This window comes from Alteromonas sp. HB246098 (genome assembly GCF_054890645.1).
The window spans coordinates 1382242-1398220 of the sequence record NZ_JBTZUG010000001.1 but is presented as its reverse complement, the minus strand read 5'-3'; the positions used below and the strand labels follow the sequence as shown (position 1 = coordinate 1398220).

The window sequence follows — 15979 nt, the reverse complement described above, 5'->3', positions numbered from 1 at the left end:
CCTTTAACGGCGCTCTTTTATTTTTAAGACTCGTGCAAACTAGCGTTGAAAATAATCTGTCCGCCCCCATCTCACTCGCTTGACTGAAATCGTATTATTAATAAAACCAGCCTAAATATCGTGCGCGCTTTTATAAAACGCTATAGCCCTTCTTCATTTACGCCGTTTCTTGTGGCGTGGGTATTGTCGTATCTAATTGTTAGTACGGGTTTTCAGACACCTGATGTAGCGAATAATGCTGAAGTTACGTCGCAGTCTCCGCTGGCCAAGTTTGTTCACAGCACGCAAAGCTACTCTCTTAGGTTTAGCACAACCAAACTAACCGATGATAAAGGCGAAAAGCTTACCGACGCAGAGCCGCCAGGTTTAATATCGGCATCGCTAAACTTTGCCTTCTACAAAGCGTCATCCACCAAGGTGCCATCAGCAGGCCCTTCCTTTACTGATAAAACGTGGGTAAAAGCGAGCCCTCGAGGTCCACCTTCCATCCTGAGTTAACCCCTTTACACGCGCTAACGTGAAAGCAAAGCTTCTTTGTTTCTCGTTCAAGCGTTTTAAAACTTAATTATTCAGGATTTAAAATGGCACGATTTTCATTTCGTGGCTTTGTGTATGTGCTCATCGTTATGCTCGGTTTACTGAGCGCTGCGCCCAACATATTGCCACAATCAGTTAAACAGCAGTTACCCTCATGGTATACCTCTAGCACTCTTTCTTTAGGCTTAGATTTACAGGGCGGATCGCATCTACTCTTAGCAGCAGACACTGACGCCTTGTTTGAGAAGCAACTCAGCAGTTTTTCCAGCGATGTACTTAGCGAATTACGTACTCAAAACGTACGCTATACCAGAACATCTCACTCGCTTTCTTCAAAGACGAGTAGTGAAGATAATGCTGGAAGCGTTGTATTTACCTTGCGCAACGCAGGTGATGCTAGAAAGGTTAAAGATGTTGCTTATCAAGTTTCCGCTCAACCGAACGGAGCAAGTGCACTTGATGTTGCAATAAAGCAAAACACCGTCACTCTTACACTAAACGAACTCTATTCAGAGCAATTGGTTAAAGATACGTTAAGCCGAAGTGTTGAGGTAGTTCGGAAGCGTTTGAACGAAACCGGGCTTACCGAGCCCAGTGTTACCTTGCAGGGTAAAGACGCGATTTTAGTTCAGATGCCAGGTATGTCCGACCCCACCCAGGTTAAAAAACTACTGGGTACTACAGCACAAATGACCTTTCATTGGGCTGCAAACAGCCGCTCAGAACAAGTAATGAGCAAGCAGGATGGGGTGGGTAATTCCTATCGCTTGGAACAAAAAGTGGCGCTAGAAGGCGAACATATCACTGATGCGGCCGGTGTTTTAAGTAGCGAAACCGGTCAGCCTGTAGTGACCTTTCGTTTAGACAGTGCCGGTGCTAAGCAGTTTGCCACTATGACCCGCGACAATATTGGCCGCGTGCTTGCTATTGTTCTTGACGACAAAGTGGTAACCGCCCCGGTTATTAACAGCGTGATCCCAGGCGGACGAGGAGAAATTACCGGTAACTTTACGTTGCCCGAGGCAGGTAATACCGCATTAATGCTTCGCACCGGTGCATTACCTGTGCCCCTTGATATTATAGAAGAACGTACGGTTGGGCCTGATTTAGGTAGCGACGCTATTCAAACCGGTGTAGAAAGCGGTATAGCAGGTGCGTTGCTAGTTTTAGCATTTATGGTAGCGATTTATGGCAGATGGGGGGCTATTGCAAGCTTTGCTCTGTGCATCAACATGGCATTGGTGTTTGGTGCGTTAACCTTATTTGGCGCAACACTCACATTACCTGGCATTGCAGGCTTGATTCTGACTATGGGCATGGCGGTAGATGCAAACATTTTAATTAATGAACGTATACGTGAGGAAAGTAAAAAAGGCCGCCCTGCAGCCAGTGCAATCGAAGTGGGCTTTGAAAAAGCATTCGCAACAATAGTAGATTCAAACTTCACTACGCTTATAGCGGTGAGCTTGTTGTTTATGTTCGGAAGTGGGCCTATCAAAGGGTTTGCTATCACCATTGCCCTTGGGCTTGTATCTTCAGTATTTACTGCGGTTGCCTTAACTAAAATGCTTATGCTTAGAGTGGTTAAGTCGAAGCAAAAAAATACGCAAGATCGCGCGCAGCAGCGCCTGCCACTACGCTTCTCATCACCGCTACTGCGCTTGAGCGATAAGCTAAGCGGTATTAATTTTCTGGCTAAACGCAAAGTTGCCTTAACTATTTCGGTAGTACTAACTGTGCTCTCAATCGGATTATTTGCCAAACCAGGTTTACATTATGGTGTCGACTTTACCGGGGGCACTATGATTGAGCTGACCGCGCCAACGCTCTCGACTGATGAGTTACGAGATGTCATTAAAAGTAATGGCTTTGATCAGGTAACCATTCAAGAATATGGCAGTGAGCATCACTATTTATTGCGCGCTCCTGTTCTCGATAGCAATGACGAGCTTGATAATAGCAATGCAAAGCAGACCGACGGTTTAAAACGTGCGATTTCACAGGCTGACGACCAGGTAAGTTTTGATAAAGTTGATATGGTAGGACCGAAAGTCAGTGGAGGTTTCGCGGAGCTATCTATTCTTGCGCTGCTTATAGCCGGTGGTGGCATGTTGGTTTACTTATGGGCACGTTTTGAAGCGCATTTCGCGACGGCAGCACTGCTTACCGTGTTACTGGATTTAACCAAAACCATAGGCTTTTTCGCGTTAACCGGTATCGAGTTTAACTTAACCGCAGTGGCAGCGTTATTGGCGCTTATTGGTTATTCAATAAACGATAAAGTAGTGGTGCTTGATCGTATCCGCGAACTCTTACGTTTAGACCCAACCAAACCTTTAGCAAACACCATCAACGAAGCGGTGAATAGCACATTAAGTCGAACGGTATTTACTTCCGTTACCACGCTGTTAGCGCTGCTTCCAATGGCTTTATTTGGTGGTGACGCAGTAGAAAGTTTTGCAGTGCCTATGGTTTTTGCTGTGGTAATTGGCACGTCTTCGACCTTGTTTATAACCTCTACATTATTGTACCTATTGGGCAGTAGAAGGGAGAAACAGGGCAAAGCACAGTTAAAGCCCACTGCCGAAGAAATTAAGGCTTCGTTGTCGCACATCCCTTAGGCGACACGAGTTCCTTAACTTTATTACCCTGCCGCGTTTTTGTACCTCAATACTTTGGTAAGAAAACGCGGTAAGGTAGCAGTATTAACAGGAACCCTTGATGCGTACTTCCAGTTTTGCGTAAGCATGCATCAGTGGCAATAAGGAACGTATAATGTTTGCAGTTGATCACATTATTTTACTTAGCGCAGTGCTGGCCATTTTAGGTGTGCTGGCCAGTAAGCTGTCTCCGCGCTTTGGCGTACCTGTATTGGTGCTATTCCTTGGCGTTGGTATGCTGGCTGGTGAAGATGGGATTGGCCGAATTTTCTTTGATAATGCCGATGCCGCCCATGCGATAGGTACATTCGCTCTCATCCTTATTCTATTTGATGGCGGACTGCAAACATCTAAAAAGTCCATACTTCAAGCATGGAAGCCAGCGGCTTTGCTCGCCACCGTTGGCGTTGTGGGGACAGCGGTGCTTACCGGTGTGGCGGCCATGATTATCCTCGATTTACCGCTTTATAAAGGTTTATTGCTTGGCGCTATTGTGGGGTCAACCGATGCAGCGGCGGTATTTTCGGTTTTACGCAATGCAGGTATACGCATTCCCGCTAAGATAAAGTCGACGCTAGAGCTTGAAAGTGCGTCGAACGATCCTATGGCCATATTCCTCACTATTGGCCTTATTACGCTTATTCAAGATAGCACGACTAAACCCTTGGATTTGCTCTCTTTATTTGCTAGCCAAATGGGAGTTGGCGCAGCAGTTGGCCTTGCAATAGGCGGTATTGCTGTGTGGCTTTTCAGGCGTGTAACTTTAATGGCCATAGGCTTGTACCCGGTATTTGTGATGTTATTTGGGGTATTGTCTTTTGGTTTAGCAGCAAACTTAAATGGCAGTGGATTCTTGGCTACTTTTATTACGGGCGTCATCGTGGGGAACAGCCGCTTTGCGTATCAGCGTAATACCTTTGTGTTTCTCGACGGGCTGGCTTGGTTGGGGCAAATTGCCATGTTCGTTATCCTCGGCTTGCTCGTTACACCCACCGAGCTTTTCGTAAACTGGAAGGAAGGCTTACTCATTGCGTTTGTGCTTATCTTTGTTGCGCGCCCGCTGGTGGTTATGCCTATTTTGCTGCTTTCGAAGTTCTCGTTCAAAGCATCGCTCCTTATATCATGGGTGGGTTTGCGAGGTTCGGTGCCAATTATTTTAGCTATTTTCCCGCTGATATTTGGTATGCCTTACGCTGAGCTTATTTTCAATGTGGTGTTCTTTATTGTGCTTATCTCCGCCTTGTTGCAGGGCTCAACCTTACCTTTCGCAGCGCGCAAGTTAGGTTTAGTGCTAAATGATGAAGTAAAGGAATCGAGTACGCTAGAAATTGTTAAAGTTGCCAAAAGTAAGCGCGAACTTATAGAGATAGAAGTATCTAAGTTATCGCCGGCTTTGAACAAAACCATCAGTGAAATATCGCTTCCTGACAATACGGTAGTGGCGATGATTGCCCGTGGTGAACAAACTCTTATACCTAAAGGCAGCACCAAAATAGAAACGGGTGATCAAATATTTATTATCACAAAACTGCTCGATAAAAACGCCGTTGAACAATGCTTTTACAACGAGCAGGAATAGGGTGCTATTGTAGGGCACTTCATGTAGAATGCGCCGCGGAGTTGGCCAGGCAATCGCCGCTTTCGTAAGAAAGGGGAGGAAAGTCCGGGCTCCAAAGGGCAGGGTGCCAGATAACGTCTGGGCGGCGTGAGCCGACGACAAGTGCAGCAGAGAGAAGACCGCCTAAGCATGTTTACATGCCGGTAAGGCTGAAAGGGTGCGGTAAGAGCGCACCGCACCTCTGGTAACAGAGTGTGGCAAGGTAAACTCCACTCGGAGCAAGACCAAATAGGATCCCTTAACGTGTGGCCCGCATGGGGATCGGGTAGGTTGCTTGAATCAGTGAGCGATTGCTGATCTAGAGGAATGGTTGCCCACGACAGAACCCGGCTTACGGCCAACTCCACTCTTTTCTTTAATAGCTTCTCAAAGCATGTTTATTGTGCCGCTTTTAGACGATACTTTTCCTAAACTAGATGAAGGCTATTCCTTTGTAAAGGTGAAGCCTCTACCTGAAAGTAAACCCTCAGGCAGAGACATTTATCGCGCGTTATTGGAAGAAGTAGCGGAACGTTGCGCCTACTGTGCGAGGCTGGTTCACCGTAAACCCAAGTCGAGCACGTCCACCGCGTTCTCTATCAAACGAAAGCTGTGCGTTTTCATCAAACAGGTTGTTGGCATATAGCAAGATTTCGTAGTCATCGTAGGTAAGACCAAAGCTCATGTTCATTGTACCGTAGTCGTCTAGCAACAAATCTAACTCTGTTGTTTCTGTACCGGTTGCACCACCAAAGGCAAGCCCTGATGTGAAGGTGCCTGCGCCAGCAACTTGATCACTAGGTTGTGTAATGCGGTCGCCCACGTATTGATAAGAGCCTTGGAAGTAGGTGCTGTTTGACGAGAATAAAGGCTGCGCTAAATCATAGGTAAATGCGATAGCGAAGCTTTCTTCAGGTACTGACGCCAAACGGTTGCCATCTTCAACGCCACCTAGCACCGCACCATCGCCGTCAACAACCGTTGAATCGAACTCAGCTTCGATAATGCTTCCGGTTAATGAGAAAAATAGCTGGTCGGTAAACTGACGTGTAAGTTCAAATTCAATACCTTGGGTATGGGCTTCAGGTACGTTAAATGACACCCGTGAAGAACAAGAACCCGCATCTAAGGTAACTTGAAGGTCTTCAATGTCGTTGTAGAAAGCTGACACGTTTGCTGTCCAGCCCCGTCCTGACGACTTCATGCCTATCTCATAGTTAGTGAGTTTTTCATCGTCATAGTCTTGGAATGAACCAAAGATGGCTTCGTCTTGGTCGGTACACAAGCTTCTATTTAGCGGGTCATTTACACCACCAAGTCTAAAGCCTTGCGATACTTGGGCATTTAAATTCACGTTTTCATTCAGGCTATACTGACCAATTACGCGTGATGTGAAGCCGTCTGACTCTGTCGAATCAGTTTGGTTGTCGCCGTTGGCAAACAAGCCGCCGGAAATAAATTGGCGCTCTTCTTCATAATCGTAAAAGCGAGAGCCCACGGTCATTTTGAAGTCATCGTTAAATTGATAGTTCACTTCACCAAACACAGCAAGCTGCTTTAGGTCATAAGGCAAGTAGGCGTTGTACGGCGAATCGGCCTCAAAGCCATTGGCAACCGCTGCCGACGTGCCTTCACCTAATGTAGTATCTGTAAACGCATCATAGCCGGGTGTAGGAAGTGACTGATCGTAAACGCGTTCAGTTGAAGAGTAGAAAGCGCCGACTAACCAGTCTAGTGCACCATCGTCATTAGACGCGGCGCGAAGCTCAAAGGTGTCTTGCTCTACTTCGGTTCTATCCAATAGGTTCGACGGTAATAATACGGCTTCATCCGGGAACCCTAAGTCGATACTCACCGAACCGGAGAGTGCGCTGGCATCACGGCTAACCAGTATATCTCGGTCGGTATAGCTATAAACAAAGGTAAAGTCGGCAACGTCAGCTTGATATTCAGCGGTTACATCAGCTATCAAGGTTTCATCAGTAAACCCTTCCTCAAGCAAAAGATACTGTTCGCGCTCACCCAATTGAATAGCAGGGCGTGTCGTAGTGTAAGGGTTTGCAAACACGTTGTAGACTTCTTCTCTGTTAAACCCGTTCATCTCGAGTTCTTGGTAAATAAGTCGTGGCGTTATGGTGAGTTTATCATTAGGTGCGATAACAAACGCTACACGTCCGCCAGTTCTGTCACCGTCATTAACGTCCTCCCTAAACGCGCCGTTTTCACCTAGGGCATCAATAAATCCCGCATAATCGGTGCGGTATACCACTGCACGCATAGCAACTGTATCTGAGATTGGTACGTTGACCATACCTTTTACATGACCGCCCACACCGCCGTCTGTCACACTGTTAAGGTTAGCTTCAAACTTACCTTCAAATGTGTCTAATTCAGGCTGGTTGGTAATGTAACGAAGAGTCCCGCCGATAGAGCCCGAGCCGAAAAGTGTACCCTGCGGCCCACGTAGGGTTTCTATGCGGTTAAGATCAAAAAGATCGAGATCAGGGGTAAACAAAGATAGTGAAATAACGCTTTCATCAAGATAGACGCCAACCTGCTCTTTAACGCCAGGTTGGTCTCGTACTATTTGCCCTGCCGATACACCACGCATTGAAACCTGACTTTGCCCCGGCCCCAAATTTTGAATAGAGACGCTCGCAACGTTTCTAGCGACGTCTTCCAAATTACCAGCGCCGCTACGCTCAAAATCTCGCTGGGTTTGTGCGTTAATTGAAAAAGGAATGTCTTCAATGGATTCAGCGCGCTTTGTTGCCGTTACTATAATTTGCTCAAAGTCATCATCATCCGCTTGTTGTGTGTCCTGTGCAATTGCACCAGAGCTAAGCAGTCCCATTACTGCAACGCTAAGTGTGCTTCGTCTAAACGACGGTTTTTTTATTTTAAACATAAGTCCATCCAAGGTGGTTGTTTCTATTTTGTTATTAGGCAAGGGTGTAATGTGGCAAAAAATTTTGGCTTTTTCTATATGCGAGGAGATAAATATTTCTACTTTAGTAGTATAAGGTGTTTTGCATTTCATTATGTTTCTTTTTTGTTAATTGTCTTTTTGGCGTTAAAAATGCGTCTAAAAGGTCAAAATAAGTGTCTATTAGGCTAATTACATCGCAAATAATCTAGGTATGATCCCGCTTAGATGAGGTTTAGCTTTTACATAAAAATATCTTAGTTCTGGCAAACGGCTGATGAAAAGATAGTCAAAGGGCAAAACCCTTACCCAAACCGAAGAGCAAAAACGAAAGTCATACGAGAGTAGTGCAATGGAAAAGCCAGTAAGAGCCAATGAATTACTAAAAGGTATGCTAGCAATTGTTGTTGCCAGTTTTTTGTGGGGGACAACAGGTACTGCAGCACAGTTTGCGCACCAAATCAGCCCACTGGCCATTGGTGCGTTTGCCATGGGGATAGGTGGTGTACTGCTTTGCTTAAGTGCTAGAAAATCGTTAATAGAAGATGCACGAGTTCTATTGGCTAAACCACTCACCTTTTTATTTGGTAGTGCTTGCGTTGCAATTTATCCGCTCGCTTTTTACAGCGCTATGCGCTTGTCAGGTGTCGCCATTGGTACTGTAGTATCTATTGCTAGTGCACCTTTATTCGCGGCGCTTCTAGAGTATTTTCTAAGTAAAAGGCCCGTATCCTTAAAATGGTTTATAAGTTTTATATTCGGCGCATTGGGAATTGGCCTGTTAGCTATAGGCAAAGCTGAGGGGGCGTTGGAGCTATCAGCGTCTAATAATAATCAGATATTCGGCGTTACTTTGGGGTTAATTGCTGGTTTAACTTACGCGGGGTATTCATGGGCTGCAAAGCAACACATTGACACTGGTGCAAACTCAAAATCTGCCATGGCTGGGCTTTTCGGCTGTGCTGCGCTAGTCTTATTGCCCTCTCTTTGGTTTACCGGTCAGAACCTGTTTGCTAACGCTATCCACACGAGTGTTTCACTTTATATGGCCGTAGTGCCAATGTTTCTTGGATACTTGCTGTTTGGCTATGGTCTTCGCACTACTGAAGCCAGTAAAGCCACGCTTATCACACTAATAGAGCCACTGGTTGCGACACTTTTCGCTATCTTCCTTATTGGTGAAGTATTCAAGCCGGTGGGGTGGGTTGGCATGACGCTAGTGTGTCTTTGCCTTTTAATCCAATCGATTAAATTTCCTTTTGCTCTAAAGCGCTATGGCAGAAAAGCAGCGGCATAGCCTTATTTATATCAATTCACTATTCCTTTCAGTACTTGCCCAGTGATCGACTTTATCGATAAGGTCTTCAGCATCGAAGGGCTTACTTAAATAATCGTCCATTCCCGCTTCAACACAGCGTTCTTTATCACCTTTCATTGCATTTGCGGTCAGGGCGATAATCGGAACGTTTAGGTAACGCTCTCCAGCTTCCCCGTTTCTAATGCGCTTAGTTGCTTCAAAACCATCCATTTCTGGCATTTGACAATCCATTAAGATGACATCAAAGGTCACCTTCATTTTATTCAGTGCCTCTAATGCTTCTAAGCCAGATTTGGCGCTAAGGGTAGTATGGTTGCTTAGGTGCTGTTTCACGATTATCTGATTGATATCGTTGTCTTCAACAATAAGTACTTTACGCTTTTTACCTTTTTCTCGTTTTAACGAGGACGCGTGGTGCACAGGGACTAGCAAAGTCTCATCTGCAGGCTCAAGAGAAATAGTGAAAGAGAACGTACTCCCGTGACCTTTTACACTTTCAAGTTTTATGTTGCCACCCATAAGTTCACAAAGTTGCTTGCTAATTGATAAACCTAGACCGGTTCCGCCGAACTTGCGGGTAGTTGATAGATCTTCTTGCGTGAATACATCGAAAATAGTGCTTTGCTTATCTTGCGCAATACCTATTCCCGTGTCTTTTACGCTACATAAAAGTGTAAGGCTGTCGTCTGCGTCTTGTTTAATACTAGTAGTTACTTCAATGTATCCAGTGTCAGTAAACTTGACGGCGTTGCCCAACAAGTTCGACAAAATTTGCCTGAAACGCACGTCATCACCTTGTACAACGTGGAACCCCTGTAAATCAAAGTGGAAATGTAGCTCAAGGCCTTTTTCTTGGCACATGATGGCGTACTGACTTTGAAGATTCTCAAGGGACTCCAAAATATCGAAAGGATTATCTTCGATTTGTAGCTGCCCTGCTTCAATTTTAGAAAAGTCTAAAATGTCATTTACGATATGTAAAAGGCCTTGAATACTAAACTTAGCGAGTGAAAGGTAATGCTTCTGCTCTTCAGTAAGTTCAGAGTTCGCCATTAGCTGCAAAACACCAGATATGCCGTGTATAGGCGTGCGTATTTCGTGGCTCATACTTGCTAAGAAGCTGGATTTTAGTCGAGCAGACTCCTCGGCTTTGTCTCTCGCTTCTTGAAGGTATTGCTCCGTTTGTCGCTGCTGAGTAACATCTTGTTGAAAACCGATGTAATGCGTCACTTCGCCATTGGTTTTGACTGGGGTCAAATTTAATCGGTTATAAAACGCGCTGCCGTCTTTTCTGTAGTTAAGTAGTGTAGTTTCAATAGGCTCACGTGTCGCAATGGCTTTACGAATTTGCTCAACGGTTTGCTTACTGGTTTCATCACCTTGCATAGAGCGACAGTTGTGCCCAATCATTTCGCTTCGTTTGTAGCCAGTTAATTCTTCAAATGCACTATTTACATAAATAATTGGCTGCCCGACCCGTTTAACGTCAGAAATAATAATTGAAACAGTCGCTTCATCCATGGCATGGGTAAGTACGTTTACGTGGCTTTCTAATGCGCGCTGCTCGGTAACGTCACTTCCTACATATATATCACCACGAATATTGCCATTTACGTCAGCAAGGGATGCTTTTGTCCAACGAATATAACGTTCTTTGCCCGAATTAACTGAAAAGTGCGTCAGCTCATCGCTCTGCTTTGCTGATAACTTCCGTACTATCAGCTTTAATATTGCGTTCTTTTCACCGTATTGGTCATCGCAAAAAATGTCGAAGCGTTTATTTGAAATGAGGATTTCTTGATTCTGATCGACCACGACCAGCATGTCGCCCATCGATTCTAATACATTGGAAAATTGCTCGTTAGAGAGTGATACCTCGGTCAAGTCCCAGATAAGCTTATCGAAAGCGGCTCGAATGTCGGCTAACTCTTTTGCCTCAATTTGCGATTCATTGTTTAAAGACGTTGTATTGTCACTGTTAAGGCGATTTTTAATATCGTCATAAAGCGTTGAAAGGGTTCGCTCGGCCAAGGTTCCGGTCATACTCACCATATGCAATATAATGAAAATGAACCCCACAACCATTGCTAGTAAAACAATACCTGTCCAGGCAACCTCTCTGTATGCAGTAATAGTTGGTTTAACGCTATATAACTGAAGATTCTTCCAGCTGGTTTGCTTAATAGAATAGCCACTTTGATTAAACGCTAAAAAGCTTGAGTTTGGCGCTATTAAAGAGGGCTCGCTACTAAATAGTACGTTTCCGTTTGAATCTGTGACTAACTGGTTAGTAAGTCTAGGGTAGGGCGCGAGTAATGATTGAAGGCTATCGACGTACATGACAAGGGCACCTTCAGAGACGCCATTGAGCAGAACGGGAACGCTGATGACTACTCCGTATTTAGATACGGACGAAAAGGTGTTTGATGAGCCAAGCGTTTGCTGACGCCAAGCACTGCTTAACGACTCGGGAAGCGTAGCACTCCAGTTTTTGTCGATAACTTTCTCACCTGCAAAATCAAACAGTGCAAATTCTACCGTTTTTGCCTGGGTAAGATTTAAAGAGCGAAAAAACATAGGTAGGTAATTATCTCGCTGCTGTAAATCAACCAGCGAATTAATAATAATGTCGTTTGCCGCTAGATCAGCTAGCTGACGCGTTGTATCGCTAACGATGAAGCTAATATCTTGCTCGAGCCCTTCTACCGACTGCTGCTGAAGGGCATTACTTTGCTTAACAATGAAATGAAAGGAAAGGGCAACTAGCGTAATAGACAGCACTGCTATTAGTAGCGCTAGCCTTGGGATCATGCTTGAAAGCAATAAAGAACGCAGCCTCATAGGTTCATGCTGCATTATTTCTTGCCCGTTGTTACCAAATGGCCTTTATCATTAATCTTCGTCATAAAATAATCCTTTGACCAAAGTGCATCATGCCTTTCTTTAGTGAATGGAGCTTCATAGTATTTAACAGCGCCCTGGATGTCTTTGAGCGATTCTAGAGCGTTGCGCAACTCGTTAACTTGTATGCTATTTGCTTTATCGGCAGCGATAGCAATTAAATGAATTAAATCATATGCATGGGCTAAACCCGTGACTCCTTCAATAGCTGCTGCATCAATAAGTCCATATTTATTATAATAGGCTTCTAACAGTTGTTTAGCCTTGTTATTTTTCTGATGGTGGAAGTGAAACGTTTGAAGAACTGATATGTCGTGCTGATGGATAGGGTTGGCTAGTTGAGATGCGAACTGACCTGACGCTATACCCCAGTGAGAAACAACAGGAAGCGAGCTTAGGCCTTGTTCAGCCAATGCATCTACAACAACCACACCTTCAGGCACGTTGGTAACTAATATGACACTGTCTGCCTTCGAATCTTTTATCGCCTTAGCATCTTCAGAAAAATCTTTCTGTTGCCAATTAATCCAATAGGTTGCGCTAATGTTTACCCCTTGATCCTGTGCCGCTTTAGTTAAAGACTCAAGGTTAGAACGTCCCCATCCTGTTCGCTCTAGAACCAAAGCGACATTAGATAATTCTCTGGATTTTACAAAGTCTATCAGTACAGACGCTGCTTCAGCGTCACGTACTGAGATTCGAAAAATGTTATTGGGGGAATGATCATTGTCTACTATGGGGGTGCCGGCGGCCCAGGGAACCAGCATGAGAATATTCTTAGTATGTATAATATCAATTTCCGCAAGCACCACAGGAGTGTGTACTCCACCAATGACGGCTAGTAAATTTGGCATTTGCGCAAACTGTTCAATATTGTAAATACCGCGAGCAGGATTTCCTCGATGGTCTTTCGTAATCACTTTAAGTGTACGACCAAGTATCCCCCCATTTGCGTTAATTTCATCGACGGCTAGCTCTACGCCTCGAGTAATAGCAACGCCTCCTTCTACAGCTACTGCCGAGAGATCTGCATCAATACCTATAATTAGCGGCTCTTGAGTACTTTTAGCTTGGCATGAATTAAAGAAGGATATAAAGCAGAGGAGCGCTGATAAAATAAGATGTACACGCATGGATTAGCCACCTGATTGATTACCCTTAAAAGTGTATAGCAATGTGCTGAGCGTTTTATTATTTACGCATTATCCTTTAGTCTAAATTTGCTCATTGTGTGTACAGTTTTTCGATGAAACACCCTTTATACTTCTTCTAGAAACAAGCTTCTAGAAATAAGCCAATGTGGCACGATTCTACTATTGAACAAAAGGCGTGAAGCTAAATGGTTGTTTAGTGAACGGCTATGTGAGAGCGCAGAGCACGGTAAAAATTAAAAAATACCTGTGCCAGTGAGAAGGATATCCTCTTTTGCTAACACAAATTAAGGAGAACAGTAGTTTGGAGTATAAGTGCGAAATACAACATTGCCTACAATTATAGATGTGGAAGCAAGTGGATTTGGGGCGGCAAGTTACCCCATAGAAATAGGCATTGTGCGCTATGATGGTGCAAAGTGGTGCAAACTACTGAGGCCATTTGATTCTTGGGTACACTGGGATACAAAAGCAGAATCGCTTCATGGCATCTCTCAACAAATGTTGCAAGCACGAGGTGAGGAGCCTCATAAAGTATGCGTTGAGCTTAATAATTTTCTGGGGAATACGGTTGTATACAGTGATGGATGGGTGGTAGATAACCCTTGGCTGATAAAGCTGTACGCGGCTGCGCAAATTGAAATGTCGTTCACTTGCCGCGCCCTCGAATATATATTGAGTGAGTCTCAAATGGATAATTGGCACGACGTCAAAAACAGTCTTTCCGCTGAACTAGACGTAAAGCGTCATCGGGCGAGTTCTGATGCAATGATAATTCAGCAAACCTATGCTAAAACAATGGCGCTCACTCAGGAGTGATTCTGTGTTGCCTTTTCAGTAAGGGAAGCGCAATTTTGGCGTCGCGGCCTTCGCTAAGCCATAGGTAGTGATATTACTAAAACAGGTAATTAACACCTAAATAAAGCGCCATATTCTCTTCTTCTCCAACTTGTCTATGCTCTAGCTCTACGGCCATGTTTAATCCTTCGCTTTGGCCAAGCAACCAACCTAATCGCGTAAAAGTACCTACATCGTGCGGTAAATAAAGCCACTCGGCATAATGTTGAAAAGCGGTATTATTTGTTTTGTAGGTTGCATAAACCTTCTGCGGCACCCAAGTGTTGAAACGCCGGCTGGCGCTAAACATACCTTGTGAGCCCGCTGGATAGGTATAAGTGTTATCGTAGAGGTAGGTTTCGGTCGTGGATTGAACGCGGTACATACTGTTTAGCTGCCACCGAGCTATCTTCTTGCTCTTAAACTGAATTGGGCTGTAGTTGGTATTATTTACTTCCGCGAACGCGGGCAAAGCCGTTATTGAGACAGCCAGTGCAAAGGCGAGGAAAATACCAGTAACCATATTCATGGAAGAGCCCAAGATGTTGTTATCATGGCTTGTAAACAACCAGTAACTACAAGCAATAGTGTGTTCGTTATTTAAGCATAGACCCAAAAACAAAGGTTGGAAATAGCCTTTACCGTTTTTAATCTAGCTGGCTAGCTTGTTTAACTTGAAAGACTTCAACGAAAAACGCCGCCAGGCTGCATAGCTTCAATGTAAAGCGTAACAACCTAGCGGCGTTTTCAATAAGCGTTATATGCTTATTGGGTTAGACCGAAGCTTTCAGTGCTTCTGCTTTATCCGTTGCTTCCCATGGGAATTCGTTACGACCAAAGTGACCGTATGCAGCAGTTGGGCGGTATATAGGGCGCTCAAGGTTAAGCATTTGGATAAGGCCGTAAGGGCGCAGGTCGAAGTGTTTACGCACTAATGCTACCAATGTTTTTTCATCTACTACACCTGTACCAAAAGTATCGATGCTGATAGAGGTCGGCTCTGCAACACCAATGGCGTAAGACACTTGGATTTCACAGCGCTTTGCAAGACCTGCTGCAACAATGTTCTTAGCAACATAACGGCCCGCGTATGCTGCGCTGCGGTCTACTTTTGATGGATCTTTACCAGAGAACGCACCGCCGCCGTGACGAGCCATGCCACCGTAAGTGTCTACGATGATTTTACGACCTGTTAAGCCACAGTCGCCCATTGGACCACCGATAACGAATCGTCCCGTTGGGTTAATGTGAAAGCGTGTATTTCCATCAATCCATTCACTGGGCAGCACTGGCTTAATAATTTCTTCCATTACCGCTTCGCGAACTGTTTCAGTGCTTACTGAATCACAGTGCTGGGTTGAAAGCACAACCGCGTCGATGCCAACAGGCTTGTCGTTTTCATATTTGAAAGTAATTTGGCTTTTAGCATCTGGGCGTAACCAGTCTAGTTTGCCAGATTTACGTACTTCCGCTTGTTTTTGTACAAGGCGGTGAGAGTACGTGATAGGTGCCGGCATAAGTACATCAGTTTCATCGCTAGCGTAACCGAACATTAGGCCTTGGTCGCCCGCACCTTGTTCTTCTAGGCTTGCACGGTCGACACCTTGATTAATATCAGGAGACTGTTTACCAATAGCATTTAATACGGCACATGAATCGGCGTCAAAGCCCATGTCTGAGTGCGTATAGCCGATTTCTTTTACTGTTTTGCGAGTAAGCTCTTCAATGTCTACCCATGCAGAAGTGGTAACTTCACCACCTACTAAAACCATACCGGTTTTTACATACGTTTCGCAGGCCACCCGAGCGCGAGGATCTTGTTCTAAAATAGCGTCAAGAACCGCATCTGAGATCTGATCAGCAATTTTGTCCGGATGTCCTTCAGACACTGACTCGGATGTGAATAAATGCGTGGCCATAAATGCTCCGTAAGCGTTAAATTATCAAAATAGTCGTATATTGTACTAAAACAAGTTATAAATACCAGTCTTTACTTCTAGACGTCTAAAAGTCTCTTTGTTACGAATAGTTGACACAACCCGATCACTTATA

10 protein-coding genes and 1 other RNA gene are annotated in these 15979 nt (G+C 44.7%); 6 read left to right on the top strand and 5 right to left on the bottom strand.

Annotated features, from left to right (window positions below; all coding sequences use genetic code 11):
• Positions 1-183 precede the first annotated feature (183 nt).
• From ACYTPF_RS05945 to rnpB, 4 genes are all read left to right on the top strand, one after another.
• Complete coding sequence (locus ACYTPF_RS05945) at positions 184-498, top strand: hypothetical protein (protein ID WP_461851513.1); 315 nt, start codon at positions 184-186, stop codon at positions 496-498.
• 83 nt (positions 499-581) lie between these two features.
• Complete coding sequence (secD, locus tag ACYTPF_RS05940; RefSeq protein ID WP_461851512.1) at positions 582-3158, top strand: protein translocase subunit SecD; 2577 nt, start codon at positions 582-584, stop codon at positions 3156-3158.
• Between the two features lie 154 nt (positions 3159-3312).
• Entirely contained in the window at positions 3313-4776 is a 1464-nt protein-coding gene (locus tag ACYTPF_RS05935; RefSeq protein WP_461851511.1) for a potassium/proton antiporter, read from the top strand.
• A 37-nt stretch (positions 4777-4813) separates the two neighbouring features.
• Positions 4814-5164: RNase P RNA component class A (rnpB, locus tag ACYTPF_RS05930), an RNA gene on the top strand.
• Positions 5165-5305: 141 nt separating this feature from the next.
• On the opposite strand, the gene ACYTPF_RS05925 is transcribed toward rnpB, so the two are convergent.
• Positions 5306-7702 carry a TonB-dependent receptor gene (locus ACYTPF_RS05925; protein WP_461851510.1) on the bottom strand — a complete coding sequence of 799 codons (2397 nt, stop codon included), beginning with the start codon at positions 7700-7702 and terminating at the stop codon, positions 5306-5308.
• A gap of 370 nt (positions 7703-8072) precedes the next feature.
• Here ACYTPF_RS05925 and ACYTPF_RS05920 point away from each other — a divergent pair, with 370 nt between their 5' ends.
• Positions 8073-9017 carry a DMT family transporter gene (locus ACYTPF_RS05920; RefSeq protein ID WP_461851509.1) on the top strand — a complete coding sequence of 315 codons (945 nt, stop codon included), beginning with the start codon at positions 8073-8075 and terminating at the stop codon, positions 9015-9017.
• 6 nt (positions 9018-9023) lie between these two features.
• On the opposite strand, the gene ACYTPF_RS05915 is transcribed toward ACYTPF_RS05920, so the two are convergent.
• The gene (locus ACYTPF_RS05915) at positions 9024-11894 is read right to left on the bottom strand and encodes an ATP-binding protein (protein WP_461851508.1); all 2871 of its coding nucleotides are present in this window, start codon (positions 11892-11894) and stop codon (positions 9024-9026) included.
• A complete protein-coding gene (locus ACYTPF_RS05910) occupies positions 11894-13072 on the bottom strand; it encodes an ABC transporter substrate-binding protein (RefSeq protein WP_461851507.1) in 1179 nt (392 codons plus the stop codon). Before ACYTPF_RS05910 ends, ACYTPF_RS05915 begins: the two co-directional genes overlap by 1 nt.
• A 333-nt stretch (positions 13073-13405) precedes the next feature.
• Here ACYTPF_RS05910 and ACYTPF_RS05905 point away from each other — a divergent pair, with 333 nt between their 5' ends.
• Positions 13406-13909, top strand: coding sequence for a 3'-5' exonuclease (locus ACYTPF_RS05905; RefSeq protein WP_461851506.1), 504 nt, complete (start codon positions 13406-13408; stop codon positions 13907-13909).
• Between the two features lie 76 nt (positions 13910-13985).
• Here the strand turns inward: ACYTPF_RS05905 and ACYTPF_RS05900 are convergent, their stop codons facing one another.
• Together ACYTPF_RS05900 and metK are read right to left on the bottom strand one after the other, a co-directional pair.
• The gene (locus ACYTPF_RS05900) at positions 13986-14456 is read right to left on the bottom strand and encodes a hypothetical protein (protein ID WP_461851505.1); all 471 of its coding nucleotides are present in this window, start codon (positions 14454-14456) and stop codon (positions 13986-13988) included.
• 244 nt (positions 14457-14700) lie between these two features.
• Positions 14701-15846 (bottom strand): methionine adenosyltransferase, encoded by a 1146-nt coding sequence (metK, locus tag ACYTPF_RS05895; RefSeq protein WP_461851504.1) that lies wholly within the window; start codon positions 15844-15846, stop codon positions 14701-14703.
• Between the last annotated feature and the right edge of the window lie 133 nt (positions 15847-15979).